At 71.2% G+C, this 26,623-nt stretch carries 19 protein-coding genes; 13 read left to right on the top strand and 6 right to left on the bottom strand.

What is annotated here, in order from left to right:
- Nucleotides 1-155 precede the first annotated feature (155 nt).
- Together groES and groL are read left to right on the top strand one after the other, a co-directional pair.
- Entirely contained in the window at nucleotides 156-464 is a 309-nt protein-coding gene (gene groES, locus CU044_RS24290) for a co-chaperone GroES (RefSeq protein ID WP_023539274.1), read from the top strand.
- A 92-nt stretch (nucleotides 465-556) separates the two neighbouring features.
- The gene (gene groL, locus CU044_RS24285; protein ID WP_129770822.1) at nucleotides 557-2,182 is read left to right on the top strand and encodes a chaperonin GroEL; all 1,626 of its coding nucleotides are present in this window, start codon (nucleotides 557-559) and stop codon (nucleotides 2,180-2,182) included.
- A 122-nt stretch (nucleotides 2,183-2,304) separates the two neighbouring features.
- On the opposite strand, the gene CU044_RS24280 is transcribed toward groL, so the two are convergent.
- Together CU044_RS24280 and CU044_RS24275 are read right to left on the bottom strand one after the other, a co-directional pair.
- A complete protein-coding gene (locus tag CU044_RS24280; protein WP_129770821.1) occupies nucleotides 2,305-3,078 on the bottom strand; it encodes an SDR family oxidoreductase in 774 nt (257 codons plus the stop codon).
- Between the two features lie 53 nt (nucleotides 3,079-3,131).
- The gene (locus tag CU044_RS24275) at nucleotides 3,132-3,827 is read right to left on the bottom strand and encodes an MOSC domain-containing protein (RefSeq protein ID WP_129770820.1); all 696 of its coding nucleotides are present in this window, start codon (nucleotides 3,825-3,827) and stop codon (nucleotides 3,132-3,134) included.
- Between the two features lie 81 nt (nucleotides 3,828-3,908).
- On the opposite strand from CU044_RS24275, the gene CU044_RS24270 reads away from it, so the two are divergent.
- Nucleotides 3,909-4,799, top strand: coding sequence for a LysR family transcriptional regulator (locus CU044_RS24270; RefSeq protein WP_129770819.1), 891 nt, complete (start codon nucleotides 3,909-3,911; stop codon nucleotides 4,797-4,799).
- Between the two features lie 74 nt (nucleotides 4,800-4,873).
- Here the strand turns inward: CU044_RS24270 and CU044_RS24265 are convergent, their stop codons facing one another.
- A complete protein-coding gene (locus CU044_RS24265) occupies nucleotides 4,874-5,242 on the bottom strand; it encodes a WhiB family transcriptional regulator (RefSeq protein ID WP_129770818.1) in 369 nt (122 codons plus the stop codon).
- A gap of 424 nt (nucleotides 5,243-5,666) precedes the next feature.
- Here CU044_RS24265 and CU044_RS24260 point away from each other — a divergent pair, with 424 nt between their 5' ends.
- The 4 genes from CU044_RS24260 to CU044_RS24245 all read left to right on the top strand — a co-directional run bounded on the left by CU044_RS24260 (nucleotide 5,667) and on the right by CU044_RS24245 (nucleotide 10,032).
- A complete protein-coding gene (locus tag CU044_RS24260; protein WP_003948568.1) occupies nucleotides 5,667-6,278 on the top strand; it encodes a response regulator transcription factor in 612 nt (203 codons plus the stop codon).
- 251 nt (nucleotides 6,279-6,529) lie between these two features.
- A complete protein-coding gene (locus CU044_RS24255; RefSeq protein ID WP_030351487.1) occupies nucleotides 6,530-7,105 on the top strand; it encodes a sigma-70 family RNA polymerase sigma factor in 576 nt (191 codons plus the stop codon).
- Between the two features lie 198 nt (nucleotides 7,106-7,303).
- Nucleotides 7,304-8,806, top strand: a complete 1,503-nt coding sequence (gene guaB, locus CU044_RS24250) for an IMP dehydrogenase (RefSeq protein WP_129770817.1) — start codon at nucleotides 7,304-7,306, stop codon at nucleotides 8,804-8,806.
- Between the two features lie 101 nt (nucleotides 8,807-8,907).
- Complete coding sequence (locus CU044_RS24245; protein WP_129770816.1) at nucleotides 8,908-10,032, top strand: GuaB3 family IMP dehydrogenase-related protein; 1,125 nt, start codon at nucleotides 8,908-8,910, stop codon at nucleotides 10,030-10,032.
- Nucleotides 10,033-10,138: 106 nt separating this feature from the next.
- Here CU044_RS24245 and CU044_RS24240 read toward each other — a convergent pair whose 3' ends face one another.
- Together CU044_RS24240 and CU044_RS24235 are read right to left on the bottom strand one after the other, a co-directional pair.
- Nucleotides 10,139-10,633 carry a hypothetical protein gene (locus CU044_RS24240; protein WP_129770815.1) on the bottom strand — a complete coding sequence of 165 codons (495 nt, stop codon included), beginning with the start codon at nucleotides 10,631-10,633 and terminating at the stop codon, nucleotides 10,139-10,141.
- A 94-nt stretch (nucleotides 10,634-10,727) separates the two neighbouring features.
- Complete coding sequence (locus CU044_RS24235) at nucleotides 10,728-11,990, bottom strand: nucleotide sugar dehydrogenase (RefSeq protein WP_129770939.1); 1,263 nt, start codon at nucleotides 11,988-11,990, stop codon at nucleotides 10,728-10,730.
- Nucleotides 11,991-12,254: 264 nt separating this feature from the next.
- On the opposite strand from CU044_RS24235, the gene CU044_RS24230 reads away from it, so the two are divergent.
- Nucleotides 12,255-13,976, top strand: coding sequence for a glycerol-3-phosphate dehydrogenase/oxidase (locus tag CU044_RS24230; protein ID WP_129770814.1), 1,722 nt, complete (start codon nucleotides 12,255-12,257; stop codon nucleotides 13,974-13,976).
- 34 nt (nucleotides 13,977-14,010) lie between these two features.
- Here the strand turns inward: CU044_RS24230 and CU044_RS24225 are convergent, their stop codons facing one another.
- A complete protein-coding gene (locus CU044_RS24225; RefSeq protein ID WP_129770813.1) occupies nucleotides 14,011-15,180 on the bottom strand; it encodes a serine hydrolase domain-containing protein in 1,170 nt (389 codons plus the stop codon).
- A gap of 199 nt (nucleotides 15,181-15,379) precedes the next feature.
- On the opposite strand from CU044_RS24225, the gene CU044_RS24220 reads away from it, so the two are divergent.
- The 5 genes from CU044_RS24220 to CU044_RS24200 all read left to right on the top strand — a co-directional run bounded on the left by CU044_RS24220 (nucleotide 15,380) and on the right by CU044_RS24200 (nucleotide 26,535).
- Complete coding sequence (locus tag CU044_RS24220; RefSeq protein WP_129770812.1) at nucleotides 15,380-17,317, top strand: protein kinase; 1,938 nt, start codon at nucleotides 15,380-15,382, stop codon at nucleotides 17,315-17,317.
- 323 nt (nucleotides 17,318-17,640) lie between these two features.
- Nucleotides 17,641-20,940, top strand: a complete 3,300-nt coding sequence (locus CU044_RS24215; protein ID WP_129770811.1) for a protein kinase — start codon at nucleotides 17,641-17,643, stop codon at nucleotides 20,938-20,940.
- A 182-nt stretch (nucleotides 20,941-21,122) separates the two neighbouring features.
- Nucleotides 21,123-22,958, top strand: coding sequence for a serine/threonine-protein kinase (locus CU044_RS24210; protein WP_275670218.1), 1,836 nt, complete (start codon nucleotides 21,123-21,125; stop codon nucleotides 22,956-22,958).
- Between the two features lie 70 nt (nucleotides 22,959-23,028).
- Entirely contained in the window at nucleotides 23,029-24,717 is a 1,689-nt protein-coding gene (locus CU044_RS24205; RefSeq protein WP_129770810.1) for a serine/threonine-protein kinase, read from the top strand.
- A gap of 153 nt (nucleotides 24,718-24,870) precedes the next feature.
- Nucleotides 24,871-26,535 (top strand): succinic semialdehyde dehydrogenase, encoded by a 1,665-nt coding sequence (locus CU044_RS24200; protein WP_129770809.1) that lies wholly within the window; start codon nucleotides 24,871-24,873, stop codon nucleotides 26,533-26,535.
- The last annotated feature ends 88 nt before the right edge of the window (nucleotides 26,536-26,623 follow it).

Genomic DNA, 26,623 nt, shown 5'->3' with positions numbered 1-26,623 from the left:
GAGTGCTAATCGCAGTCATAGTCTCAGGTCTGGCACTCCCCACTGGAGAGTGCCAAAGCGCGACTGGCAGGTCCGGCACCCGCGACGACGGATCTATCTGGTCGCCACCCTCAGACAGTTAACCCCGTGAGATCTCCGAAGGGGGAGGTCGGATCGTGACGACCGCCAGCACCAAGGTTGCCATCAAGCCGCTCGAGGACCGCATTGTGGTCCAGCCGCTCGACGCCGAGCAGACCACGGCCTCTGGCCTGGTTATCCCGGACACCGCCAAGGAGAAGCCCCAGGAGGGCGTCGTCCTGGCTGTGGGCCCGGGCCGATTCGAGAACGGCGAGCGGCTTCCGCTCGACGTCTCCGTCGGCGACGTCGTTCTGTACAGCAAGTACGGCGGCACCGAAGTGAAGTACAGCGGCGAGGAATACCTCGTCCTCTCGGCTCGCGACGTACTCGCGATCATCGAGAAGTAATTCACCTAATTGCTTTTGGACTGCGCCCCTGGCCCCCCTGCGATTGCCGGGCGGACAGGGGCGCAGTTCATTGAGAGGACAGAGAAGCTCCCATGGCGAAGATCCTGAAGTTCGACGAGGACGCCCGTCGCGCCCTCGAGCGCGGCGTCAACAAGCTTGCCGACACGGTGAAGGTGACGATCGGCCCCAAGGGCCGCAACGTCGTCATCGACAAGAAGTTCGGCGCCCCGACCATCACCAACGACGGTGTCACGATCGCCCGCGAGGTCGAGATCGACGACCCGTACGAGAACCTCGGCGCCCAGTTGGTGAAGGAGGTGGCGACCAAGACCAACGACATCGCGGGTGACGGCACCACCACCGCCACCGTGCTGGCCCAGGCGCTGGTCCGCGAGGGCCTGCGCAACGTCGCCGCGGGCGCTTCCCCGGCCGCCCTGAAGAAGGGCATCGACGCCGCGGTCAAGGCCGTGTCCGAGGAGCTCCTCGCGACCGCCCGCCCGATCGACGACAAGTCCGACATCGCCGCCGTCGCCGCGCTCTCCGCCCAGGACGAGCAGGTCGGCGAGCTGATCGCCGAGGCGATGGACAAGGTCGGCAAGGACGGTGTCATCACCGTCGAGGAGTCCAACACCTTCGGTCTGGAGCTGGACTTCACCGAGGGCATGGCCTTCGACAAGGGCTACCTGTCCCCGTACATGGTGACCGACCAGGAGCGGATGGAGGCCGTCCTCGACGACCCGTACATCCTGGTCCACCAGGGCAAGATCGCCAGCATCCAGGACCTGCTGCCGCTGCTGGAGAAGGTCATCCAGGCGGGTGGCTCCAAGCCGCTGCTGATCATCGCCGAGGATGTCGAGGGCGAGGCGCTCTCCACCCTCGTCGTCAACAAGATCCGCGGCACGTTCAACGCCGTCGCGGTCAAGGCTCCCGGCTTCGGTGACCGCCGCAAGGCCATGCTCGGCGACATCGCCACCCTCACCGGTGCGACCGTCATCGCCGAGGAGGTCGGCCTCAAGCTCGACCAGGCCGGTCTGGACGTGCTGGGCTCCGCCCGCCGCGTCACCATCTCCAAGGACGACACGACCATCGTCGACGGTGGCGGCAACTCCGCCGACGTCGCCGGGCGCGTCAACCAGATCAAGGCCGAGATCGAGTCCACGGACTCCGACTGGGACCGCGAGAAGCTCCAGGAGCGCCTCGCGAAGCTGGCCGGCGGCGTGTGCGTGATCAAGGTCGGCGCCGCCACCGAGGTGGAGCTGAAGGAGAAGAAGCACCGTCTGGAGGACGCCATCTCCGCGACCCGCGCCGCGGTCGAGGAGGGCATCGTCTCCGGTGGTGGCTCCGCTCTGGTGCACGCCGCCAAGGTGCTCGACGGCAACCTCGGCAAGGAGGGCGACGAGGCCACCGGTGTCGCGGTCGTCCGCCGCGCCGTGGTCGAGCCGCTGCGCTGGATCGCCGAGAACGCCGGTCTCGAGGGCTACGTCATCACCTCCAAGGTGTCGGAGCTGGACAAGGGCCACGGCTTCAACGCCGCGACCGGCGAGTACGTCGACCTGGTGAAGGCCGGCGTCATCGACCCGGTCAAGGTCACGCGCTCCGCCCTGGAGAACGCCGCGTCCATCGCCTCGCTGCTGCTCACGACCGAGACCCTGGTCGTCGAGAAGCCGGCCGAGGAAGAGGCCGACGCGGGTCACGGCGGCCACGGCCACAGCCACTGAGGCACAGACGTCCTGCCGGACGAACGCACCGAGGCCCGGCACCCCTTCGCGGGGGTGCCGGGCCTCGGCGCGTTCCGGCGGCGTCAACCGGTGTCAACCGGCGGGCCGTCAACCGGCGGCGCCTACGACGGGCCGTACTTGCGGCCCGTCTTCGAGCTGATCCCGCCCAGCAGTCCGCGCGGAGCCAGCTTCACCGCTCCCATCAGCGCCTTGTAGCGCGGATCCGGTACGGACACGGTCTTTCCGCGCGCCAGGTCCGCCAGCGCGGCGGCCACCAGCTTGTCCGCGTCCAGCCACATCCAGCCCGGGATGTTGTCCGTGCCCATCCCGGCCCGCTCATGGAACTCGGTCCGCACGAAACCGGGGCACAGCGCCATCAGCCGCACCCCCGTCCCGGCCAGATCCCGCGCGACGCCCTGGGTGAACTGCACGACCCAGGACTTCGAGGCGCCGTACGTCCCGCGCGGTACGAACGCCGCCACGGACGCCACATTGACGACTCCGCCCCGGCCGCGCGCCTTCATCCCCGGGGCCGCCGCCGAGGTCAGCCGCAGCACGGCCTCGCAGTGCACCTTCAGCATGGTCAGTTCGTCGGCCATCGAGACGTCGAGGAACCGTCCCTTGTTGCCGAACCCCGCGTTGTTGACCAGCAGATCGACCGGCTGCTTGCGGTCCGAGAGCCTTTTCTCCACCGAGGCGATCCCGTCGTCGGTGGAGAGGTCGGCGGTCAGCACCTCGGCCTCGATGCCGTGCCGGTCGTGCAGTTCGGTGGCCTGGACACGCAAACGCTCGGTGTCGCGGGCCACGAGGACGAGATTGTGTCCGTCCGCGGCCAGCCGCCGAGCGAAGGCGGCACCGATCCCCGCTGTCGCGCCGGTAATCAAAGCAGTCGTCATAGGCAGGCACGTTAGTGCCTGCGCGAGCGGACCCGACGATGCCCGGGAAAGGGTTACTTCGCGGCGTTTCCCGCCGTGTCCCCCGCGCCGTACTTCTCGACGTACTCCCGCGCCGCCCTCAACTCCCCGGCGTGCAGGGCGTCACCGGCGGCGAGGATCCGGGGCAGCAGCTCCCGCTCGGTGGTGGCGGCGCGGAAGGCCAGGGCCACCGTCACGTCATGGTCCGGCCGGTGGACGATCTCGATCGGATCGCCCGCGCGGATCTCGCCGGGGGTGATGACCCGCAGATACGCACCGGTCACGGCCTGCCCGGTGAACCGCCGCACCCAGCCCTTCTCGCCGAGCCAGCCCTGGAACGTACGGCATGGAATCCGCCCGCTCGTCGTCTCCAGCACCACATCGGCGCCGATCCGCCAGCGCTCGCCGATCCTGGCGCCCATGACGTCCAGACCGGATGTGGTGAGGTTCTCCCCGAAGGCGCCGTTGGCCAGCGGCCGTCCCAACTCCCGCTCCCAGAAGTCCAGATCCTCCCGCGCGAACGCGTACACCGCCTGGTCGGAGCCGCCGTGGTGGCGCAGATCGCAGACCGTGTCACCGGCGACCCCGCTCGCGCCCTCGCCCCTGGGCCCGGGATCCGCCACCCGTACGGGACCGTCCGCCGGACGCTTGTCGATGCCGGTGACCCCACCCGGGCTGTCCGTGTATTCCACGGCTGTCGGCCGCCCCACATTTACGGTCAGAAGCTTCATACGCGCCACGTTATCCGTCCCCATCCCAAACGTTCCACCCGTAATTGAGCATTACCCCAAAGCACCGCTTATAGTCGAAGGGTGATCGAAGCCCGTCATCTCCGTGTCCTGCGCACCGTGGCCGCCACCGGCTCCTTCTCCGCGGCGGCGCGTGAGCTGGGCTGTACGCAGCCGGCCGTCAGCCAGCAGATGAAGGCGCTCGAATCGTCCGCGGGCACCCCCCTGATCGTGCGTACCGGCCGCGAGATGCGGTTGACGCAGGCCGGTGAGGCGCTCGTACGGCACGCCACGGGCATCCTCGCCGGACTCACCGCGGCGGAGGAGGAGATCGCGGCCATCGCCGGGCTGCGGGCCGGCCGGGTCAGGCTGGTGTCCTTCCCCAGCGGCAGTTCCACACTGGTGCCGACCGCCCTGGCCGCTCTGCGCGCGGCCCATCCGGGCACGCGGGTCTCACTGGTCGAGGCCGAGCCGCCGAGTTCGGCGGCGATGCTGCGGGACGGCGAGTGCGATGTGGCGCTGGCGTTCCGCTACGGAGGCTCCGATGCCGAGTGGGACGACCTCGCCGTACGACCGCTGCTCGTCGACCGGCTCGTCGGTCTGGTCCCCGAGGGGCACCGGCTCGCGGACGCGGGTACGGTCGCGATCGCCGAGCTGGCCGCCGAATCATGGATCGCGGGCTGTCCGCGCTGCCGTACTCAACTGGTCGACGCCTGCGAGGCGGCGGGATTCACGCCCCGGATCGACTTCGCGACGGATGACTATCCGGCCGTGATCGGCCTGGTCGCGGCGGGGCTGGGGGTGGCGGTGCTGCCGGAGCTGGCGATGGAGTCCGTACGCACCGAAGGCGTCCGTGTGCTGGCGGTCGAGCCCTGTGTCCACCGGGAGATCGTCGCGCTGACACTGCCCGATCTGGCGCGGGTCCCGGCCGTGGCGGCGACGCTGGATCAGCTGGTCCTGGCCGGCGCGCGGTGACGGAGCACGCGGGCGGGACGCGGGAGGTGCGGCGTTGCTTGAAGGAACGTTTCTTCTCTATGGGCGGAGGTCACTCAGCCGTTCTCGTGGCCCCCGTGACTGTGGCCGTGTCCGTGGCCCGCGCCGGTGCCGCCGTGACCCGAGGTCGACGCCGTGATGAGCCGGGTCCGCGCCCGCCCCATCAGCTCCTCGCGTTCGTCCTCCGTCAGGCCGCCCCACACGCCGTACGGCTCCCGCACCGCCAAGGCGTGGGCCGCGCACTCCGCGCGGACCGGGCACCTCATGCACACCTCTTTCGCCGAGTTCTCACGCGCGCTTCGCGCCGCGCCTCTTTCCCCCTCCGGGTGGAAGAAGAGCGAACTGTCGACACCCCGACATGCCGCGAGGAGCTGCCAGTCCCACAGGTCTGCGTTCGGTCCGGGAAGGCGGGAGAAATCTGCCATTGCTCATGTCCCCTTGAAACCGTGCTGAGGCGGATACGGGCCGCTTGGACGCCGGGTACGAGCCCGGCGCGTACTCACACCGGTGCTCACGACCGTACATCTACTATGTAAGTAGATGTAAATATGACTCATTGCGAATCTAGCCACAGACACCAGTAAAAGTGAAGAAAAGCCGCTAAATGGGGCATACCTCCGATTGGGTACCGGTCAACCCCTTGCGCTCTGCTCCGTGTGCGACCCCTCACAGGGAGTGTCGAAGGGGCTCGTCGGACCCGTAACTCTTTCGAGTGACCGTCGTTGAATGTGCGAGGCGATTGAAAGAATGAGCGCTCGGGCGCATGTCCGAGAGCGTCAATCGCACAGGTGACGATATGTACCCAGCCTGGAGGCTCAAGGTGACGCGCATCAGCTGCGGAGGACGGTCATGACATCCGTCCTCGTCTGCGACGACTCCCCGCTTGCCCGAGAAGCGCTCCGCCGCGCGGTCGCGACCGTGCCCGGTGTCGAGCGCGTGACGACCGCGGCCAACGGCGAGGAAGTCCTCCGCCGCTGGGGTGCCGACCGGTCCGATCTGATTCTGATGGATGTACGCATGCCGGGGCTGGGCGGTGTCGAGACCGTCCGCCGGCTGCTCTCGGCCGACCCCGGCGCCCGGATCATCATGCTCACGGTCGCCGAGGATCTGGACGGAGTCGCGCTCGCGGTCGCCGCCGGTGCCCGTGGCTATCTCCACAAGGACGCCTCGCGTGCCGAACTGCGCGCGACCGTCACCCAGGCGCTCGCCGACCCGACCTGGCGGCTCGCGCCGCGCCGGCTCCGCTCGGCCGAGATGGGCGCCGCGCCCACGCTCACCGCACGTGAGATCCAGGTGCTCGAAGGCATGAGTCACGGCCGGTCGAACGCGGAGATCGGCCGTGAGCTGTTCCTCTCCGAGGACACGGTCAAAACGCACGCCCGGCGGCTCTTCAAGAAGCTCGGCGCCTCGGACCGCGCGCACGCGGTGGCGCTCGGTTTCCGCTGGGGCCTCGTCCGCTGACAGCCTCAGCGCTCCGCCCGTCGGCCGGTTCTGTCACTCCAGGACCCGGCGGGCGGAGCAACGTACGCGCGTACACACCCGTTTCCCGCGCGATGCCGCATCCTTGAGATGTGGAGTTCCTCGGGGACGAGTCGGACGAGCGCGAGGGGAGAGCGCGGGAAATGAGTTCTGCCGCACCCGCTCATAACGCTTCGGTGCACAACTATGGACGCGGTGCCACCGATCAGCAGCCACCAAGGCACCATGGTCCGATGCGCGATGACGAGACCACGGTGATTGGTGCGCTCGTTCACCGTGCCGTCGACGGCGACGAACAGGCGACGCACGATCTGCTGGCCCGGGTCCATCCGCTCGCGCTGCGTTACTGCCGTACCCGGCTGAACCGGCTGCCCGGTGACGCGCGGCACTTCGTGGAGGACCTCGCCCAGGAAGTCTGTGTCGCGGTCCTCATGGCCCTGCCGCGCTACCGCGACACCGGCCGGCCCTTCGAGGCGTTCGTCTTCGCCATCGCCGGGCACAAGGTCGCCGATCTCCAGCGGGCCGCCATGCGGCACCCGGGATCCACGGCCGTACCGTCCGACGAGATGCCCGAGCGGCCGGACGATTCCCTGGGGCCCGAGGAGCGCGCGCTGCTCAGCAGTGACGCGGAGTGGGCCAAGAAACTGCTCGCCAATCTGCCGGAGAACCAGCGCGAGCTGCTGGTGCTGCGGGTCGCGGTCGGGCTGACCGCCGAGGAGACCGGGCAGATGCTGGGGATGTCGCCGGGCGCCGTACGGGTCGCCCAGCACCGTGCGCTCAGCAGGCTGCGGGCGCTGGCCGAGCAGTGAGCCGGGGCGGTCGGCGGGTGCTTTCCCGTCCGGTGACTGCCCCGGGACCGGCCCCGCGGATGCCGTGAGCGGTAACTGGAGGCATCCAAACGTATGAACATACGAAGCCGATCGGTGATCTCGATCGTGGAATGAGCGGCCCGCGAAGCCCGTTAGCATGGACATCCGCACCGATCAAGGCCATTTGGGGAAGGTGTCATGACTGCAAACGTCGACGGAGTGCCCGAGAAATTCGCGACGCTCGGGCTGACATACGACGACGTACTGCTGCTTCCGGGGGCCTCGGAAGTGCTGCCGAACCAGGTGGACACCGCCTCTCTGGTCTCGCGGAACGTCAAGGTGAACATCCCGCTGCTGTCCGCGGCGATGGACAAGGTCACCGAGGCCCGGATGGCGATCGCCATGGCGCGGCAGGGCGGCGTCGGTGTGCTGCACCGCAATCTCTCCATCGCCGACCAGGCCAACCAGGTCGATCTGGTGAAGCGGTCCGAGTCCGGCATGGTCACCGACCCGATCACGGTGCACCCCGACGCGACGCTCGCCGAGGCCGACCAGCTCTGCGCCAAGTTCCGGATCAGCGGCGTCCCGGTCACCGACCGTGCGGGCAAGCTGCTCGGCATCGTCACCAACCGGGACATGGCCTTCGAGGCGGACCGTTCGCGCCAGGTGCGCGAGGTGATGACCCCGATGCCGCTGGTCACCGGCAAGGTCGGCATCTCCGGTGTGGACGCGATGGAGCTGCTGCGCCGGCACAAGATCGAGAAGCTTCCGCTGGTCGACGACGCGGGCATCCTCAAGGGCCTGATCACCGTCAAGGACTTCGTCAAGGCGGAGAAGTACCCGCACGCGGCCAAGGACGCGGGGGGCCGGCTGCTGGTCGGCGCCGCCGTGGGCGCCAGCCCGGAGGCGCTGGAGCGGGCCCAGGCGCTGGTCGCGGCGGGTGTGGACTTCCTCGTCGTGGACACCTCGCACGGCCACAACAGCAACGCGCTCAGCTGGATGTCCAAGATCAAGTCGAGTGTCGCGGTGGACATCATCGGCGGCAACGTCGCCACCCGCGACGGCGCCCAGGCGCTGATCGACGCGGGCGTGGACGGCGTCAAGGTCGGTGTGGGGCCCGGCTCGATCTGCACCACCCGCGTGGTCGCCGGTATCGGGGTCCCGCAGGTCACGGCGATCTACGAGGCGGCGGTGGCCTGTCAGGCGGCCGGTATCCCGGTGATCGGCGACGGCGGCCTCCAGTACTCGGGCGACATCGGCAAGGCGCTCGCCGCCGGAGCCAGCACGGTCATGCTGGGCAGCCTGCTCGCGGGGTGCGAGGAGTCGCCGGGTGAACTCCAGTTCATCAACGGCAAGCAGTTCAAGTCGTACCGGGGCATGGGGTCGCTCGGCGCGATGCAGTCGCGCGGCCAGGGGCGTTCGTTCTCCAAGGACCGCTACTTCCAGGCCGAGGTCTCCTCGGACGACAAGCTGGTGCCCGAGGGCATCGAGGGCCAGGTCCCCTTCCGCGGTCCGCTCGCCGCCGTCCTGCACCAGCTGGTCGGCGGGCTGCGCCAGACCATGGGGTACGTGGGCGCCGCCTCCATCGACGAGATGGAGCGCAAGGGCCGGTTCGTACGGATCACGTCCGCGGGCCTCAAGGAGAGCCACCCGCACGACATCCAGATGACGGTCGAGGCACCGAACTACACCGCGAACTGAACGAGCGCTTCCGTGAGGGGCGGCCCCGGATTCCGGGACCGCCCCTCACGGGCGCGTCGGGGATACTGGACGGGCAGACGTAGAGGGAAAGGCCACACATCGTGACTGAGATCGAGATCGGGCGCGGCAAGCGCGGCCGCAGGGCGTACGCGTTCGACGACATCGCCGTCGTCCCGAGCCGGCGCACCCGGGACCCGAAGGAGGTCTCGATCGCCTGGCAGATCGACGCCTACCGGTTCGAGCTGCCGTTCCTGGCCGCACCCATGGACTCCGTCGTCTCCCCGCGGACCGCGATCCGGATCGGCGAGATGGGCGGTCTGGGGGTGCTCAACCTGGAGGGTCTGTGGACCCGGTACGAGGACCCGGAGCCGCTGCTCGACGAGATCGCCGGTCTTGAGGAGGCGACCGCCAACCGCAGGCTCCAGGAGATCTACGCCGAGCCGATCAAGGAAGAGCTGATCGGGCAGCGCATCAAGGAGGTGCGGGACTCGGGCGTGGTCACGGCGGCCGCGCTCTCGCCGCAGCGCACCGCCCAGTTCTCCAAGGCCGTGGTGGACGCCGGGGTCGACATCTTCGTCATCCGGGGTACGACGGTCTCCGCCGAGCATGTGTCGGGGGCCGCGGAGCCGCTGAACCTGAAGCAGTTCATCTACGAGCTGGACGTGCCGGTCATCGTCGGCGGCTGCGCCACGTACACCGCGGCCCTGCATCTGATGCGTACGGGCGCGGCGGGCGTGCTCGTCGGCTTCGGCGGCGGCGCCGCGCACACCACCCGCAATGTGCTGGGCATCCAGGTCCCGATGGCGACCGCCGTCGCGGATGTGGCGGCGGCCCGCCGGGACTACATGGACGAGTCCGGCGGCCGGTACGTGCATGTCATCGCGGACGGCGGGGTCGGCTGGTCGGGCGATCTGCCCAAGGCGATCGCGTGCGGCGCGGACTCGGTGATGATCGGCTCGCCGCTGGCGCGGGCGACGGACGCGCCGGGCAAGGGACGCCACTGGGGCATGGAGGCGGTCCACGAGGACGTGCCGCGCGGCAAGCTGGTGGATCTGGGCATCGTCGGGACGACGGAGGAGGTCCTGACGGGCCCCTCGCGCATCCCGGACGGGTCGATGAACTTCTTCGGCGCGCTGCGGCGGGCCATGGCGACGACGGGCTACAGCGAGCTGAAGGAGTTCCAGCGCGTCGAGGTGACGGTGGCGGACTCGCAGCACCGCCGCTGAGGATCGCCGGGCGCGTGAAGCGGAAGTGCCCCGGGCCGCGTCGCGCGGTCCGGGGCATCTCGCTGTCGCGTGCGGTGTCGTGAGGGGCCGTCGTGTCCGACCGCCCTTATTCGGCGGCCTTCTTGGCGCCCGAGAAGGCCGCGAAGGCGGCGAGCGCGAAGAACAGGAACGTCATGACGTCCTTGCCCTCGTTCCACGCCTCGGTCAGCAGACCGAAGTTGTCGAGGAAGACGTCCGTCGTGGACACGTTCAGTTCCTTGGCGACGATGATCGCGATGCCGAGGAGCTGGCCCAGGTAGACCGCGCCCAGGGACAGGACGGCGCCGACGACCGGCAGTACGGGGTTGGACCCGCCGACCTTGCCCGCGGCGAACCCGGTCAGGAAGCCGACACCGATGGCGGCGAAGCCGATCTCGCGCTCGATGGCCCCGGCGATCCCGCCGTAGACCCCGCCGGCGACGAGTGCGGCGACCAGGGCCGCCACCAGACCGAGCGCGAGGTTGTCGCGCGCGGGCGCGGGCGGCGGGGGCGGGGTGTACGGGCCGGGCGGGACGGCGCCGCCGGCGAAGGGGTTGCCGGGTGGTGGAACGGACTGACTCATGCTGAAGATCCCCCCCAGGGAAAGTGTCGTGCGCATGACCTGCGCTCGATGGCCCTGGACAGTAGCAGTCAGGTCGGACATTCCCGTACCGGATTCACAGGCGGTACGCGGCGCCCGCCGGGCTCGCTCCTCGGGTGTCCAGCAGCAACTGCGCCTTGACCGCCAGACCTTGGAGGTCGTAGGTGCGGTGGTGCTGGAGCAGCACGGTCAGGTCCGCGTCGGCGGCGGCCTCGTAGAGCGAGTCCGCGCGCGGCACGGGGAGTTCGCGTACGCGCCAGTCCGGGACGTACGGATCGTGGTAACTGACGACGGCGCCCAGATCCATCAGCCGGCAGGCGATCTCGGTGGCCGGTGAGCTCTCCTGGTCGGCGAGGTCGGGCTTGTAGGTGACGCCGAGGAGCAGGACGCGGGCGCCGCGGGCGGACTTGCCGTGCTCGTTGAGGAGGGTGGCGCCGCGCTGGATGACGTACTGCGGCATCCGGGAGTTGATCTCCTGGGCGAGGCCGACCATCCGCAGCGGATGGCCCGGGGTGCGGCCCGCGTGCGGCAGATAGCTGGGGTCCAGCGGTACGCCGTGGCCGCCGACGCCGGGGCCCGGCCGGAAGGCCTGGAAGCCGAAGGGCTTGGTCTCGGCGCAGCGGATGACGTCCCAGAGGTCGACGCCGAGGTCGTGGCAGAGCACGGCCATCTCGTTGACCAGGGCGATGTTGACGTGCCGGAAGTTGGTTTCGAGGAGCTTGACGGTCTCGGCCTCGCGCGGGCCGCGCGCCCTGACGACCTTGTCGGTGAGGCGGCTGTAGAAGGCCGCCGCCGATTCGGTGCAGGCGGGGGTGAGCCCGCCGATGACCTTGGGGGTGTTGGCGATGCCGTGGGTGCGGTTGCCGGGGTCGAGCCGGCCGGGGGAGTACGCGAGATGGAAGTCGCGTCCGGCGCGCAGTCCGGAGCCCTCTTCCAGGACGGTGCGGAGGAAGCCCTCGGTGGTGCCGGGCGCGACGGGTGATTCCAGCAGGACGGTGGTGTGCGGGCGCAGCCGGGCGGCCAGCGCGCGGGCCGCGTCGCCGATCGCGGTCAGATCGGGCGTGCGGTCGGCGCCGAGCGGGGAGGGCGCGCAGATCACGGCGGTACGGACCCGGCCGAGATCGGTCGGGTTGGTGGTCGGCCGGAAGCCCCCCGAGAGCATCCGGCGTACGTCCGAGGCGGTGAGCGGTCCGTCGACCGGGGAATGGCCGGCGGCCAGCTCCGCGACGGGCCGGGGGTCGGTGTCGTAGCCGATGGTGTCGATACCGGCGGCCACGGCGGCCTGGGCGAGGGGCAGGCCGAGATGACCGAGTCCGATGACGGCGAGATCTGCGGGCACGGCGATGACCGCCCTTCCCATAGCCGGAGTGGACAGAGAACGCAAGCCCTGTGGACAGAATGGGCACGCGCAATGTCAGACTAGGCGTAAATATGACCGTTATGTGGCATGGCGTGGCCGGGGAAGTCCGTTTCGCGCAAGGGATGGCGTCATTCGTCGACAGCTGTGTGACCGGTGTTATCCACAGGCGGTGGCTGAAGTCGTGGAGTGCGGACAGAATCGATGGTGTGAGCCCGACCACACGGGGGACGACGGGAGGCAGCGGTGAGAACAGCGACACTGGGACCTGCGGAGCGCGGCCAGGCGCTCGCGGCGATGGCCGAGCGTGAACTGGACGTACTGGTAGTGGGCGCGGGCGTGGTCGGCGCGGGGACCGCCCTCGATGCCGTGACCCGAGGTCTCGCGACCGGCCTCGTCGAGGCGCGGGACTGGGCGTCCGGCACCTCCAGCCGGTCGAGCAAGCTGATCCACGGCGGCCTGCGCTATCTGGAGATGCTCGACTTCGCGCTCGTACGCGAAGCCCTCAAAGAACGCGGGCTGCTGCTGGAGAAGCTGGCTCCCCATCTGGTGAAGCCGGTGCCGTTCCTCTACCCCTTGCAGCACAAGGGCTGGGAGCGGCTCTACGCCGGCTCGGGCGTCGCGCTGTACGACGCGATGTCCGTCTCGTCCGGGCATGGACGCGGGCTGCCGGTCCACCGCCATCTCTCCCGGCGCAACGCGCTGCGGGTGGCGCCCTGCCTCAAGAAGGACTCGCTGGTCGGGGCGTTGCAGTACTACGACGCGCAGATGGACGACGCGCGCTATGTGGCCACGCTGGTGCGCACGGCCGCGACCTACGGCGCGCATGTGGCCGGCCGGGCGCGGGTCATAGGCTTCCTGCGGGAGGGGGAGCGGGTCGTCGGGGCGCGGGTGCGGGACGTGGAGAGCGCGCACGGGGAAGGGGCCGGGGAGTACGAGATCCGGGCCAAGCAGGTCGTCAACGCCACCGGGGTCTGGACGGACGACACCCAGGCCCTCATCGCCGAGCGCGGGCAGTTCCACGTCCGGGCCTCCAAGGGCATCCATCTGGTCGTGCCCAAGGACCGGATCCACTCGTCGACGGGGCTGATCCTGCGGACCGAGAAGTCGGTGCTGTTCGTCATCCCCTGGGGCCGGCACTGGATCGTGGGCACCACGGACACGGACTGGGATCTGGACAAGGCCCATCCGGCGGCCTCCAGCGCCGATATCGACTATCTCCTCGAACACGTGAACTCGGTGCTGCACACGCCGCTGAGCAGGGACGACGTACAGGGCGTCTACGCGGGGCTGCGCCCGCTGCTCGCCGGGGAGTCGGACGCCACGAGCAAGCTGTCGCGCGAGCACACGGTCGCCCATCCGGTGCCCGGCATGGTGGTCGTCGCCGGCGGCAAGTACACGACATACCGGGTGATGGCCAAGGACGCGGTGGACGAGGCGGTGCACGGCCTCGACCAGCGGGTGGCGGAGTGCGTCACCGAGGACGTGCCGCTGCTCGGCGCCGAGGGCTATCACGCGCTGTGGAACGCGCGGGCGAGGATGGCCGCGCGGACCGGGATCCATGTCGCCCGGGTGGAGCATCTGCTGAACAGGTACGGGACGCTCGTCGAGGAGCTGCTCGAACTGATCGCCGCGGACCCTGGCCTCGGTCAGCCGCTGGCCGCCGCCGACGACTACCTGCGCGCCGAGATCGTCTACGCGGCCTCGCACGAAGGGGCGCGCCATCTCGACGACGTACTGACCCGGCGTACGCGGATCTCCATCGAGACGTTCGACCGGGGCACCCGCAGCGCCCGGGAGTGCGCGGAGCTGATGGCGCCCGTCCTCGGCTGGGACAAGGACCGGATCGAGCGGGAGGTCGAGCACTACGAGAAGCGGGTGGAGGCGGAGCGGGAGTCGCAGCGGCAGCCGGACGACCAGACGGCGGACGCGGCGCGGCTCGGCGCGCCGGACATCGTGCCGATCTGACGCGCCGTGGCCGGTGCGCGGCCGGAGGGGCCCCTCAGGGTCGAGTCCGAGGGGCCTTTCCGGAACGGCAGAACTCCGCGTCCAGCAGGGTCTGTTCGATCGATTCGAGTGATTCGTCCGGGATCGCGTCCGTGTTGACGCGGAAGGTGAGGGTGCGTCGGCCGTCGGCGGTGGTGGCCGTACGGACGTAACTGCCGGAGATCCGGCCGTTGTGGCCCCAGACGGTGAGACCGCAGGAGAGCCGCTGCGGGTAGATGCCCAGGCCGTAGGCGCCGTGCGCGGCGGTGGTGTCCAGCAGCTCGCGCGACTGGGGCGCGGCGAGCAGCCGGCCGCCGAGCAGGGCGGAGTAGAAGCGGTCGAGGTCGTCGAGCGTGGAGATCAGCTCACCGGCCGCGCCCGCCGGACGCGGGTCGAGCTCGGTGACATCGCGCCGGGCGCCGCCGGAGTCCGGATCCCGGGTGTACGCGCGGCCGTGCGGGGAGGGAAGCGTGGTCCGGTCGCCGGGGAAGGAGGTGCCGGTGAGGCCGAGGGGAACGATGATGCGGTCCCTGGCCTCGTCCGCGTACGAACGGCCCGTCACCTTCTTGACGACGAGGCCGAGCAGGACGTAATCCGTATTGGAGTACCGATACGAGCCGAGCGGCGCCGGTGCGCGCGTGAGCGCGATACGGAGCGCCGCCCGGGGGGTGGTGGGGGCGGGCGCCGAGACGGCGGCGGTGTAGTCGTACAGCCCGCTGGTGTGGCTCAGCAGCATGCGCAGGGTGAGCAGCCGGCCGTTGTTGCCGTGGCCGCGGACCAGCCCCGGCAGATGGTGTTCGACGGTGTCGGACAGGCGCAGCCGCCCCTCGGCGGCGAGTTGGAGGACGACCGTCGCCACCAGCGTCTTGGTGGTGCTGCCGGCCCGGAACCGGTCGGTGCGGCGGATTCCGGAGCCGGCGGACTCGAAGCGGGAGGAGGAGAGCGTGCGGGAGACCAGGGCGGCGCCGGGCGCGCGGCCGTCGGAGACCAGCAGGGGGAGGACAGCGGATGTGTGTGAGGGCTGAGACGAAGCGGGCGGTCTCTCCGTAAGGGAGGGGGCGGCACGGGGTGCTTCGGGCCGGGTCGCTTCGGGACGGGCTGCTTCGGTACGGGTCACATCCGCCCCGCCGGGCACATCCGTCACATCGGTGTCTGACACACATGTGCCCAAACCGAACAGGCTCATGACCAGCAGGGTGGTCAACCGGGTCCGGAGTAGTGGCATGGTGGGGATCCCTTCCTCCGGCACCATCCTGGCGGACGCCGGACCCGGGAGCGGTGACGGTCCCGGAGTGAGGGACAATGAAGCCTCTGCCAGGGCGCGTTACGGCACCGTGCGGGCGGGTGGAGTCGCGGGCCAGGATCAGGGATCGCAGAGGGGACGCATGTCGCAGTCGGAGCAGTCGCGGGACACGGCGCAGGAGCCCCAGCAGGACGCGAGGAAGAGCGCCGACGGCACTCCGGAAGGGCGCCTGCTCGCGGGCAGGTACCGGCTCGACGGGGTGCTCGGGCGCGGTGGCATGGGCACGGTCTGGCGGGCGCTCGACGAGACGCTCGGCCGTACGGTCGCGGTGAAGGAACTGCGCTTTCCCTCCAGCATCGACGAGGACGAGAAGCGCAGGCTGATCACGCGCACGCTGCGCGAGGCCAAGGCGATCGCGCGGATCCGCAACAGCGGCGCGGTGACGGTCTATGACGTCGTGGACGAGGACGACCGGCCCTGGATCGTCATGGAACTGGTCGAGGGCAAGTCGCTCGCCGAAGCCGTCCGGGAGGACGGGCTGCTGACGCCCAGGCGGGCGGCCGAGGTCGGGCTGGCGGTCCTCGACGTGCTGCGCTCCGCGCACCGCGAGGGCATCCTGCACCGCGATGTGAAACCGTCCAATGTGCTGATCGCCGAGGACGGGCGCGTGGTCCTCACCGACTTCGGTATCGCCCAGGTCGAGGGCGACCCGTCGGTCACCTCGACGGGCATGCTCGTCGGCGCCCCCTCGTACATCTCGCCGGAGCGCGCCCGCGGCCACAAGCCGGGACCCGCGGCCGACCTCTGGTCGCTCGGCGGGCTGCTGTACGCGTCGGTGGAGGGCTGCCCTCCGTACGACAAGGGCTCCGCCATCGCCACGCTGACCGCCGTGATGACCGAGCCGGTCGATCCGCCCAAGAACGCGGGCCCGCTCGAAGAGGTCATCTACGGGCTGCTCGCCAAGGACCCCGAGCAGCGGCTCGACGACGCGGGTGCGCGTGCGCTCCTCCAGGACATCATCGACGCGCCCGAGCAGCCCCGGCACGCTCCGGAACCGGCGCCGGACGCGACCCGCGTCGTGCCGCTGCCGCCGGTGCCGGGCGACGCCCCGGCCGCGCAGTCGGCGCGCGGTTCCACCGGGGAGACGGGTGCGGACCGGGTGCGCGGCGCGCTGCGCTCCGTACGGAACGCGGCGGCCGGCGCGTCCGACGCCCGGCCGGCCCCGGAGCCCGGGGAGCCGCCGCGGCCCGCGCCGCCGCGCGCCTCGCTCACCGATGTGGTGCCCCGGCGCACGCTGGTGATCATCGCGGTCGTCGCCGCGCTCGCGCTCATCTCCACGGTCCTGATCGTCGCGCTGAACGGGAACTCCGACGACGCGTCAGGGGACGGCCAGGGCAAGGACACCTCGGCCGCCTCGGCCGGGGCCACCGCCGGCAAGGACGGATCGGGCGACGGCAAGGGGCAGAGCCCGGCGCCGGGCACGAGCGCGGCGGGGGACGGCAAGGGGGACGGCAAGGGGGACACCGCCGCCACGAGCGGGCAGGGGACCGACAATTCCGGTTCCGGTTCGCCGGGCGACTCGGGCGGCGGGAAGGAGGGCGGCGGGAAGAAGGGCGACGCGCTGCCCGACGGCTACGCCAAGGTCACCGACGACCGCTTCCACTTCTCGATGGCGATGCCCGAGGGGTTCCACAGAACCGGCATAGCGGGAGCCAACTCCGGCGGCATCTACAGCGAGGACGGGGACTTCCCCAGGGTCCAGATCGACTTCAACGACAGCCCGACCGATGACGCGGTGGCCGCCTGGCAGGGACTCCAGTCGGCGGTCAGGGGCAGCAGCGACAACTACAAGCTGCGCGGTATCAAGAAGGTCGACTACAACGGCTACAAGACCGTCGCCGACTGGGAGTTCGAGCGCGATCAGAGCGGCGAGCGGATCAGGGTCCTCAACCGGGGCTTCAAGATCGACTCCAAGCGCGGCTACTCGATCATGGTCAGCTGCGAGGCGGGCGAGTGGAGCGACGAGGAGTGCGAGACGCTGCGCGAGACGGCGTTCGCGACATTCAAGCCGACGGCCTGAGCGGCGGCCCGGCCGGAGCTTGAGCGCCGGCCCGGGTGGCGGCCCCGGCGGTGGCCTCGGCCGGACCGCTCGATCGGCCCGCTTGAACCGGCCCGCGATCCCATGGGCGGAGTGATGAGTTCCGGCCGCTGTGGTGGGTAGTTCGGCGTACGAGAACGGAACGTTACGCAGTGGGTTGCCGCGACCCGGCGGCATGTTGGCCCGCGGCCACGTATCGTGAGAGCTCGCGAACCGTACGCATCCACAATGAGCCGGTAAACGACCGGAATTGGCGGTTTCGCGAGTCTCCGGGACCGGAAGACGGCGTGTGGTGGGGAGGCGTTGTGGACGACTACGCGGGACGGGTGCTCGCCGACCGCTATCGCCTGCCGTTGCCACCCTCCGATGAGTACGACCTTGTCGAGACCCGGGCCTTCGATACGTACAGCGGGCAGGAAGTCCTCGTCAGGCAGGTGCCGTTGCCGGAGGTCGTGGACGCGGAGGTGGTGGACGCGGACGGCGCCGCGGCGCCGCGCCGGGCCTCGGGGCGTTCGGCACGCAGGCATACGGATCCGGCGGTGCGGCGGGCCATCGAGGCGGCCCAGAGCGCCGCCCAGATCCCCGATCACCCCCGGCTCGACCAGGTCTTCGACGTGTTCGCGGAGGCCGGTTCGCTGTGGATAGTGAGTGAACTGGTCGCGGCCAGACCGCTCGCCGCGCTGCTCGCCGAGCGTCCGCTGAACCCCTTCCGGGCCGCCGAGATCGCCTCCGACGTGCTCACCGCGGTGCGGGTGGTCCACGCGCACGGCTGGACCCACCGGAACATCACCGTCCGTACGGTGCTCGTCTGCGACGACGGGCGCGTGGTGCTGACCGGGCTCGCCGCGGGCGCGGCGGAAGAGGCGCTGTGCGGATACGCGCCGGTGCCCGAACCGCCGGACCGGTTCGAGGAGCCGGACCACCAGGAACCGCCGGAGCGGCACGGACTCCATGACCCCCACGCGCCGCACGAGGAGTTGGGGGCGCAGGAACAGCAGGGGGGCTACGAGCGGCTCGGGCCGCCCGGACAGTACGCGCCCGCGGAAGGGCTGTCCGGCTCGCCGGCGACCGCCCTGCCGTACGACCCCGGGCCGACGGCGGGGGTGCCCGGTGCGCCGGGCCGCGCCGCGCTGGGGACGGGCCGGGGCGCGGACAGTCCGTACGACGACGGCACCTCGTCCGGTACGTCCGGCGCGATGCCGCGTCCGCACCACGGCACCCCCGGTATCCCGGCGCCGTACGGCGGCCGGCCGGCGCTGCCGGGCGGCAGCGCCTCGGGCGACATCCGCGCCGCGCGCGCCGGAGCCATCGCCGCGTACCGCGCGGGAGCGCGCGCCGCCGCGCGCGCCACTGAGGACCAGGGCTCCGGTACGAGCGGTACGGGCGTCCCGGCCGTCCCGGGAGTCTCGGGCGGTACGACGGGTACGGGCACCCCGGCGGGTACGGGCGGCGCGACCACCGGGGCGGGCGCGCAGGAGCCGCCCCGGGGCGGTCCCGGCGGCGGCCCGCAGGGCGCGAGCCCCGAGCCGGACTGGTGGGCACAGCCGCGCACCTTCGCGGAAGCCGACGCCGACATCGACGAGGACGACGACCCGCCCACCCCCTACCGCGCCCATCTGGCCGGTATCTGGCGCGACGGCCCGGCGCCCTGGAACGACGCCTCGGGCTCCGTACCGGCGGGCGGCAGCCCGTACGGCCCGGACTCGGCGGGCCCCTTCGGCGGCGGCTCCGGCGCGAGCGGCGGCGGGACATCCGCCGGTGGTACGTCCGCCGGTGGCACGGCGGGCATTCCCGCGCTGCCATCCGGCCGTTCCGATTCCGGTTCCGGTTCCGGTTCCACGGCTGGTTCCACTGGGTCCGGTTCCGGTTCCGGATTCGGGTTCGGATCCGACGCCGATTCCGGTGCCCTCGTCGCCCGTGGCGGCGACACCCCGTACTCCGGGCCCGGCAGCGGCAGCGCCGGAGGAAGCGGCAACTGGCAGGCCGGCGGGGCGCGCGACGCGTTCCGCGCCGACTCGCAGCGCCAGTCCGCCCAGCTGCCCGCCGTCACCGGGCAGGGCGCGGGCGCCGGGCGCTGGGACGAGATAGTCGCGAGCGGCGCCCTGCCCGCGTACCGAGGCCCCGCCACCCCGCTCGCCGCCGAGCGCGCCCGGCAGGCCCGTATCGCGGTCGTCGGCGCCGTCACCGAGCGCTGGGCGCCCGAACAGGCCGGTCCCGTCCACGAGAACTGGCAGCTGGCGCCGCCCATCGGGCCCGCCACCGACCTGTGGGCCCTCGGCGCGCTGCTGTACCGCGCGGTGCAGGGCCATGCCCCGTACCCCGAAGAGAGCGCCATCGAGCTGGTGCAGCTCGTCTGCGCCGAGCCGCCCGCCTTCGCCGAGGAGTGCGGACCGCTGCGCCCCGTCGTGGAGTCACTGCTGCGTCAGGACCCCACCGAGCGGCCGGACTTCGAGGAGCTGCGCGGCTGGCTGCGCTCGCTCGTACGGTCGGCGCCCGAGCCGGAGGCCGGTCTGGACGTCGTACCGCTGCCGGCGGACGAGACCCGGCTGCCGATCGTGCGCCGCCGGGGCGAGCTGGTGCGCAGGCGCCGCTGGCGTGGCCGCGACCTGGGCGGACGCCACCGCCACAAGAAGGGCAAGGAGCGCAAGGAGAAGGGCGGCGGCGCCGGTCTTGACGAGCGACGGCAGTACGAGCAGGAGCGGGAGCACGAGCGCGAGAACGAGAACGAGTACGCGCTCCGGGCCGACGCGCCCCACGAGCGTACGGAACGCCTGGACCGGCTGCTGGACGGCCCCGAGCGGGCGGCCAGGCCGGAGCGGTTCGACAGGCCGGACAGGTCCGACGAGTTCGATGGGTTCGACGGTCCGGACAGGTTCGACAGGGGCGGGCAGCGGGGGAAGAGCGGGAAGGGTGCCGGCCGCGGCCCCCGTTCCCTCGGCCGCAACCTGCTGATCCTGATACTGCTGCTGCTCGTGGCGGCCATCGTCTACGCCGTGATGTTCCTGCCCAAGGCGAATACGCAGCAGGGCCAGAGCGTCGGTGAGGCGAGCCCCAGCGCGACCGGCGCGCCGGAATCACCGGCTCCGGACAACTCCGGATCGGCGCCGCCCAATGCCTCGGCGCCCCAGACCTCGGGATCAGATGTCGATCTCGCCGCGGGCTATGTCCTGCGCGCGGACCCCGAGGGCTTCCGGATCGGGGTCGACAAGAGCTGGCAGCGCCGCCCCATCAACGACAGCGGGCAAGTCCGCTATGTCGGCGGCGACTTCACGCTGATCGCCGTTCCCGGCCGGGACAGTGTGGCGGAGAACGGCGGCGACCCGGTCGCCTACCAGCGCGACAAGGAGCGGGAACTCCAGCCGTTCCGCGACTCGTCCTGGTCCAGCGCCTCCGGCGTACGCCGGATCGACGTGGGCCGACAGGCCATGGCGGAGGGTCAGTACACCTGGACGGACAGCAGCGGGCGCGCGGTCTTCGTACGGAACCTCGCGATGATCATCGACGGTCGCTACCACGTCATCCAGGTCATCGGCCCGGACGGACAGCGGGACAAGGTCGACGAGATCTACCAACAGGCGATCAAGGCCTACCGGGTCACCGACTGAGGCATGAGTCCCAACTTGTGCCCTGTGCAACGCTGGTCACGCATCACAGTGCGGTTTCCGTGACCGACCCGAGGTTCCGCGTCCCCAGGTCCCCTCCGTAATCTGTGACCCCAAGGAAGCGGGGCTGGGACGTGGAGCAGACACAGGGCACGGGAACGAGCACGGGCGCGGGCAGGGACGCGGTGGCCGCGGGGCCGCTGCTCGCCGGGCGTTACCGGCTGGCCGAATCCATCGGCAGCGGCGGCATGGGCAAGGTGTGGCGGGCACATGACGAGGTGCTCCACCGGGTCGTCGCCATAAAGGAGTTGACCGCAGGGCGCTATGTTTCCGAGGCCGACCGGGCCGTACTGCACCAACGGACGCAGAAGGAGGCGCGGGCCGCCGCCCGGATCAGCCACCCGGGTGTCGTCACCGTCCACGATGTGCTGGAGCACGACGGCCGGCCGTGGATCGTCATGCAGTACGTCGACGGCCCCTCGCTCGCCGACGCCGCGAAGGAGTCCGGCCCGATGGACCACCGCGAGGCCGCCAGAATCGGTCTCGCGGTCCTCGACGCGCTGCGCGCGGCGCACGCGGCCGGGGTGCTGCACCGCGATGTGAAGCCCGGCAACGTCCTGCTCGCGCGCGACGGCCGGGTGCTGCTCACCGACTTCGGGATCGCGGCGATAGAGGGCGACTCGACCATCACCAGGACCGGCGAACTCGTCGGCTCCATCGACTATCTGGCTCCCGAACGGGTACGGGGCGGCGATCCCGGCCCGGCCTCCGACCTCTGGTCGCTCGGGGTGACGCTGTACCTGGCGGTGCAGGGGGTCTCGCCGTTCCGCCGGAGCTCGCCGCTGTCCACCATGCAGGCCGTGGTGACGGACGAGCCGGACCACCCCGACCAGGCGGGTCCGCTCGCGCCCGTCATCGCCGCGCTGCTGCGCAAGGACCCGGACGGGCGGCCCGACGCGGAGCAGAGCGAGCGCCTGCTGCGCGAGGTGGCGGAGGGCCGGACATCGGCCGGGGCCGAGGAGCACACGCCGACCCGTCAGCTGCCGTACGGGGAGCGGCAGTCGACCGCCTCGCAGCCGCTGCCGCCTGCCTCCCAGCCCCAGCCGCAGCAACAGCAGCCCGCGGGGCCGCCCTTCGCGTCGGCGGGCCCCGCGACCGCTGCCACCGGTCCAGTAGCGGCCACCGGCCCGGCATCCGTCGGCGGCCCCGCGACCCTTCCCGCGTCGGGCTCCCCGACCGTTCCGGCAGCGCAGGGCACGACGGCGGGCCGTGCCCGCCGGGGCCGTTGGCGTACAACGCTCATCGCCGTGGTCGCCGCGGCGGTCCTCGGCGGCGGCGCCGGCTTCGCCGCCCTGAAGCTCGCCGACGACGGCGCCTCAGCCGACAACGCGGGCAGCCCCTCCGTGAGCGACGGCCCGGCAGAGGGCAGTGGCGGCGAGCCGGGTGACGGTACGGCGGATGACAGTACGGCGGATGACGGCGCGACGGATGACGGTGTGGCAGACGGCACCACGACCGACGGTGCGGCGGACGGGAAGGACGCCGGCAGCGGGACCGCACCCGAGGGCTGGACGCGTGTCGAGGCCGAGGAGGGCTTCAGCCTCAACGTCCCCGAGGGCTGGGAACGCCAGATGGACGGCAACCAGATCGACTTCACGCCGGACAACGGCCGTCACCTCATACGGATCAGCGTCGGCACCCCCGATTTCGAGAATCCGTACATGCACATGCTGAGCATGGAGAAGTCCGTCCAGAAGTTCCCGGAGTACGCCAGGGTCAAGCTGGCCCCGAACAACTACCGCGATCAGGCGAAGGCCGCGATCTGGGAGTTCACCTGGACCGAGAACACCGGAAACCCCGGCAAGCGGCACGCGATCGACCAGATCTACTACTCGGAGGACAGCAGTACGGAGTACGCGATCTACATGGCCGGTCCCGAGGAGACCTGGGCGACGACGCGCAAGCAGTTCGACGCCGTGCTGCGCAGCTGGCAGGCGCCGCCGATCGAGAACGGCCGGTGAAACGGCCGCGCGACCGCGACCGCGATCGCGCCGCGCCCGCGCTTCGTGAGGATGCGCGGAGGATACGTACATGAGCAACGACGGGGGACGGGTGGACGAGCCCACTAGTTATGAACTCAGGCCGCCGGACGCACCGCGGGTGCCGCCGCCGGACGCGGGGCCGGGGGACGCGACCGGATATCCGCCCACGCAGGCCGTCCGGGCCCCGCGAGCACCCGCGCCCGTACCCGGCCCCGCGTCCCCCGTGGCGCCCGCGCCCGCCGCCGATCCGGCGGCCAGGCGCGCGCTCGGTGGCCGCTACCGGCTGGTCTCCCGGCTCGGACACGGCGGGATGGGCACGGTCTGGCTGGCACACGACGAGGTCGTGGACCGCGACGTGGCGATCAAGGAGCCGCGGGTTCCGGACAACGTGGGCGAGCGCGACCGGGAGCGCGTGTATCTGCGGATGCAGCGAGAGGCCCGCGCCGCCGCCAGGATCGAGCACCCCGCCGTCGTCACCATGCACGACGTGGTGATCGAGGACGCCAAGCCGTGGATCGTGATGGAGCTGGTGCGCGGTCAGTCGCTCGCCGACCGGCTCCAGGAGGGCACGCTCGACCCGCGCGAGGCGGCCCGTATCGGACTCGCCGTACTGGACGCGCTCACGGCCGCCCACGAGAAGGGCGTACTGCACCGTGACGTCAAGCCGGACAACGTGCTCCTCGGGCGCGGCGACCGGGTCGTCCTCAGCGACTTCGGGATCGCCCAGGTGGAGGGCGAGCAGGGGCTGACCGAGACCGGCGCGTTCGTCGGCTCGCCCGAGTTCATCGCGCCCGAGCGGGTGCTCGGCCGGCAGCCGGGGCCGGAGTCGGACCTGTGGTCGCTCGGCGTGGTGCTGTACGCGGCGGTCGAGGGCATGTCGCCGTACCGCCGCTCCAACGTTCCCGCCACGCTCCAGGCCGTGCTGTCCGCGGAGCCGCAGATGCCCGCGCGCGGCTCGGGGGCGTTCGGCACGCTCGTGATGCGGCTGCTGGGCAAGGATCCGGCGGCGCGGCCTGACGCGGCGGAGATCCGGGCGGTCCTGGAGTCGGTGGCGCGCCCGCCGGCCACCACCCGGCCGTACTCCGACGCCCGTCCCGAGCCCGCCGCCACGGGCCTGGGCGGCTGGGTGCCGCCGGTGCTCCGGCAGAGCCGCCCCGCGCGGTACGGACTGGGCGCGGGTGTGCTGGCCGTGGCCGTCGCCCTCGTCCTGCTGCTCGCCAACCCGTTCGGCGGCGGCGGGCTCCCCGAGGGCTGGGGGATCCGCCCGGAGAACGAGATCCTCCGCGCCAAGGTCGGCGTCCCCGACGACTACCGGCGTGAGCAGCTGACCGATGACACCGGAGTCACGTACAACGACCCCAGCGGCGTCTTCCGTATCTTCTTCGAGCGGAAACAGAAGCTGCCGGACGACGATCTCCCCGAGCCGAAGGCGGACGCCTGGACGACGCACTACGAGCGCGGGGGCGACAACGGTACGGAGATCAAGGACGCCAAGGTCACCAGCAAGGACGTCGAGCACCAGGGCAAACGCGGCTTCGAGCTGGTCGTCGACCACACCGACTACAGCGATTCGGACGACTTTCCCGTCCGCTACCGCTGGCACGAACTCATCATCCCCGGCGCGGACGGCACCTATCTGCGGCTGAGGGTGTCCATGCCCGCGCAGGGTGCGGCGGTGAAGGACGGCGAGGAGCTGTACGCGACGGTCGCCGGCCATCTCGACCTCGGGGAGTCGTAGCCGCCTCCGGCAGTCGGTCGTCGCTGCCCAGGGCCGCCGTGAACCGCTGATCAGGGGTTATGTGCCAGCGATCGCTGGCGTGGTGTGGGTACCCGGCGAAAAGCTGTTACCGACGGGTACCCAAAGCCGGGATCGCCGCATACGCTCGCCCTCATGACGGACTCGCAGGCCCCCGCCGCCACCCCCACCACCGTCCATGACGCCACCGGGACCAACGGGACCGCCGGGAGTCCCGGCACCAATCCGGTGGCCGCCGCCCCGGCCGGCGCGCGCACCGCGGCCGACGTGGTCACCCCCGAGGTGGTCGCCCGGCTCATCCGCGGCGTGGTCGGCTCGGGCCGTACCGCCAACCACACCCCCTTCACCGGGGAACGGCTGGCGGAGCTGCCCGAGTCCACGCCCGAGGACGTGGCGACGGCCTTCGAACGCGCCCGCGCCGCCCAGCCCCTCTGGGCGGCGCTGCCCGTCCGGCAGCGGGCCGCGGTGCTGCTCCGCTTCCACGATCTCCTGCTGGAGCGCCAGGCCGAGGTGCTCGACCTGATCCAGCTGGAGACCGGCAAGGCCAGGCCGCACGCGCACGAAGAGGTGCAGGGGCTGGCCGTCGAGGCCCGGCACTACGGACGCGCCGCCGCCTCGTATCTGCGGCCGAAGCGCCACACCGGCGTCGTACCGGCCCTGACGAAGGTCACCGAGCTGCGTCAGCCGCGCGGGGTCATCGGCCAGATCGCGCCCTGGAACTACCCTCTGGAGCTGTCCGCAGGCGACGCGCTGCCCGCGTTCGTGGCGGGCAACGCCGTCGTGATGAAGCCCGACACGGAGACCGCTCTCACCGCGCTGTGGGCCCGCGATCTGCTGATCGAGGCCGGGCTGCCGCCCGAGGTCTTCCTCGTCGTCCTCGGCGAGGGACCGGTCATCGGTCCTGAGGTCGTCAGGCACGCCGACTACGTCTCCTTCACCGGCTCGACGCGTACCGGCCGCGAGGTCGCCAGGGGAGCCGCAGAACGGCTCGTCGGCGTCTCGCTCGAACTCGGCGGCAAGAACGCCATGCTGGTCCTCGCGGACGCCGATGTGGAGAAGGCGGCGGCGGGCGCGGTGCGTGCCTGCTTCTCCTCCGCCGGACAGCTCTGCATCTCCATCGAGCGGCTGTACGTCCATGACTCGGTCGCCGACGCGTTCCTGGAGCGGTTCGCCGCCCGTACGAAGGCGATGCGGCTCGGCAACTCCCTCGCGTACGGCGCCGACATGGGCTGCCTGGTGGGCGCACGCCAGCTGGAGACGGTCACCCGCCATGTCGAGGAGGCCGTCGCCAAGGGCGCCACGGTCATCGCGGGCGGGGTCGCGCGCCCCGACATCGGGCCGCTCTTCTACGAGCCGACCATCCTGGACGGGGTCGAGGCGCCGATGGCGGTGTGCGCGGAGGAGACGTTCGGCCCGGTCGTCTCCGTCTACCGGTTCGGCGACGAGGACGAGGTGATCGGCCTCGCCAACGCCACTCCGTACGGCCTCAACGCGAGCGTGTGGACGAAGGACTCCCGGCGCGGCCACGCGGTCGCGGCCCGGCTGCGCACCGGCACGGTCAACATCAACGAGGGATACGCGCCGACGTACGGCAGCGTGCGGTCGCCGATGGGCGGCATGAAGGACTCCGGTCTCGGCAGGAGGCACGGCTCCGAGGGGATCCTCAAGTTCACCGAGGCCCAGACGGTCGCGCAGCAGCGGATTCTGCCCATGGCGCCGTTCCTGGGGATGGACGACGAGAAGTACGCGACGTTGATGAGCCACAGTCTGCGGGTCATGAAGGCGCTGCGGCTGCGATAGCCCATGACGCGCCTGTTCGTGACGCGGTAGTTCGGCACACGGTCTCAATGAGGAGAGCCAGTGGCACAGGACAGCCATGCCCAGCATC

It is taken from the genome of Streptomyces sp. L-9-10 (genome assembly GCF_004151105.1).
In the GTDB taxonomy this organism is placed as follows: domain Bacteria; phylum Actinomycetota; class Actinomycetes; order Streptomycetales; family Streptomycetaceae; genus Streptomyces.
Note: the sequence above shows the minus strand (reverse complement) of the source record. Positions and strands in the feature narration are given on the sequence as shown.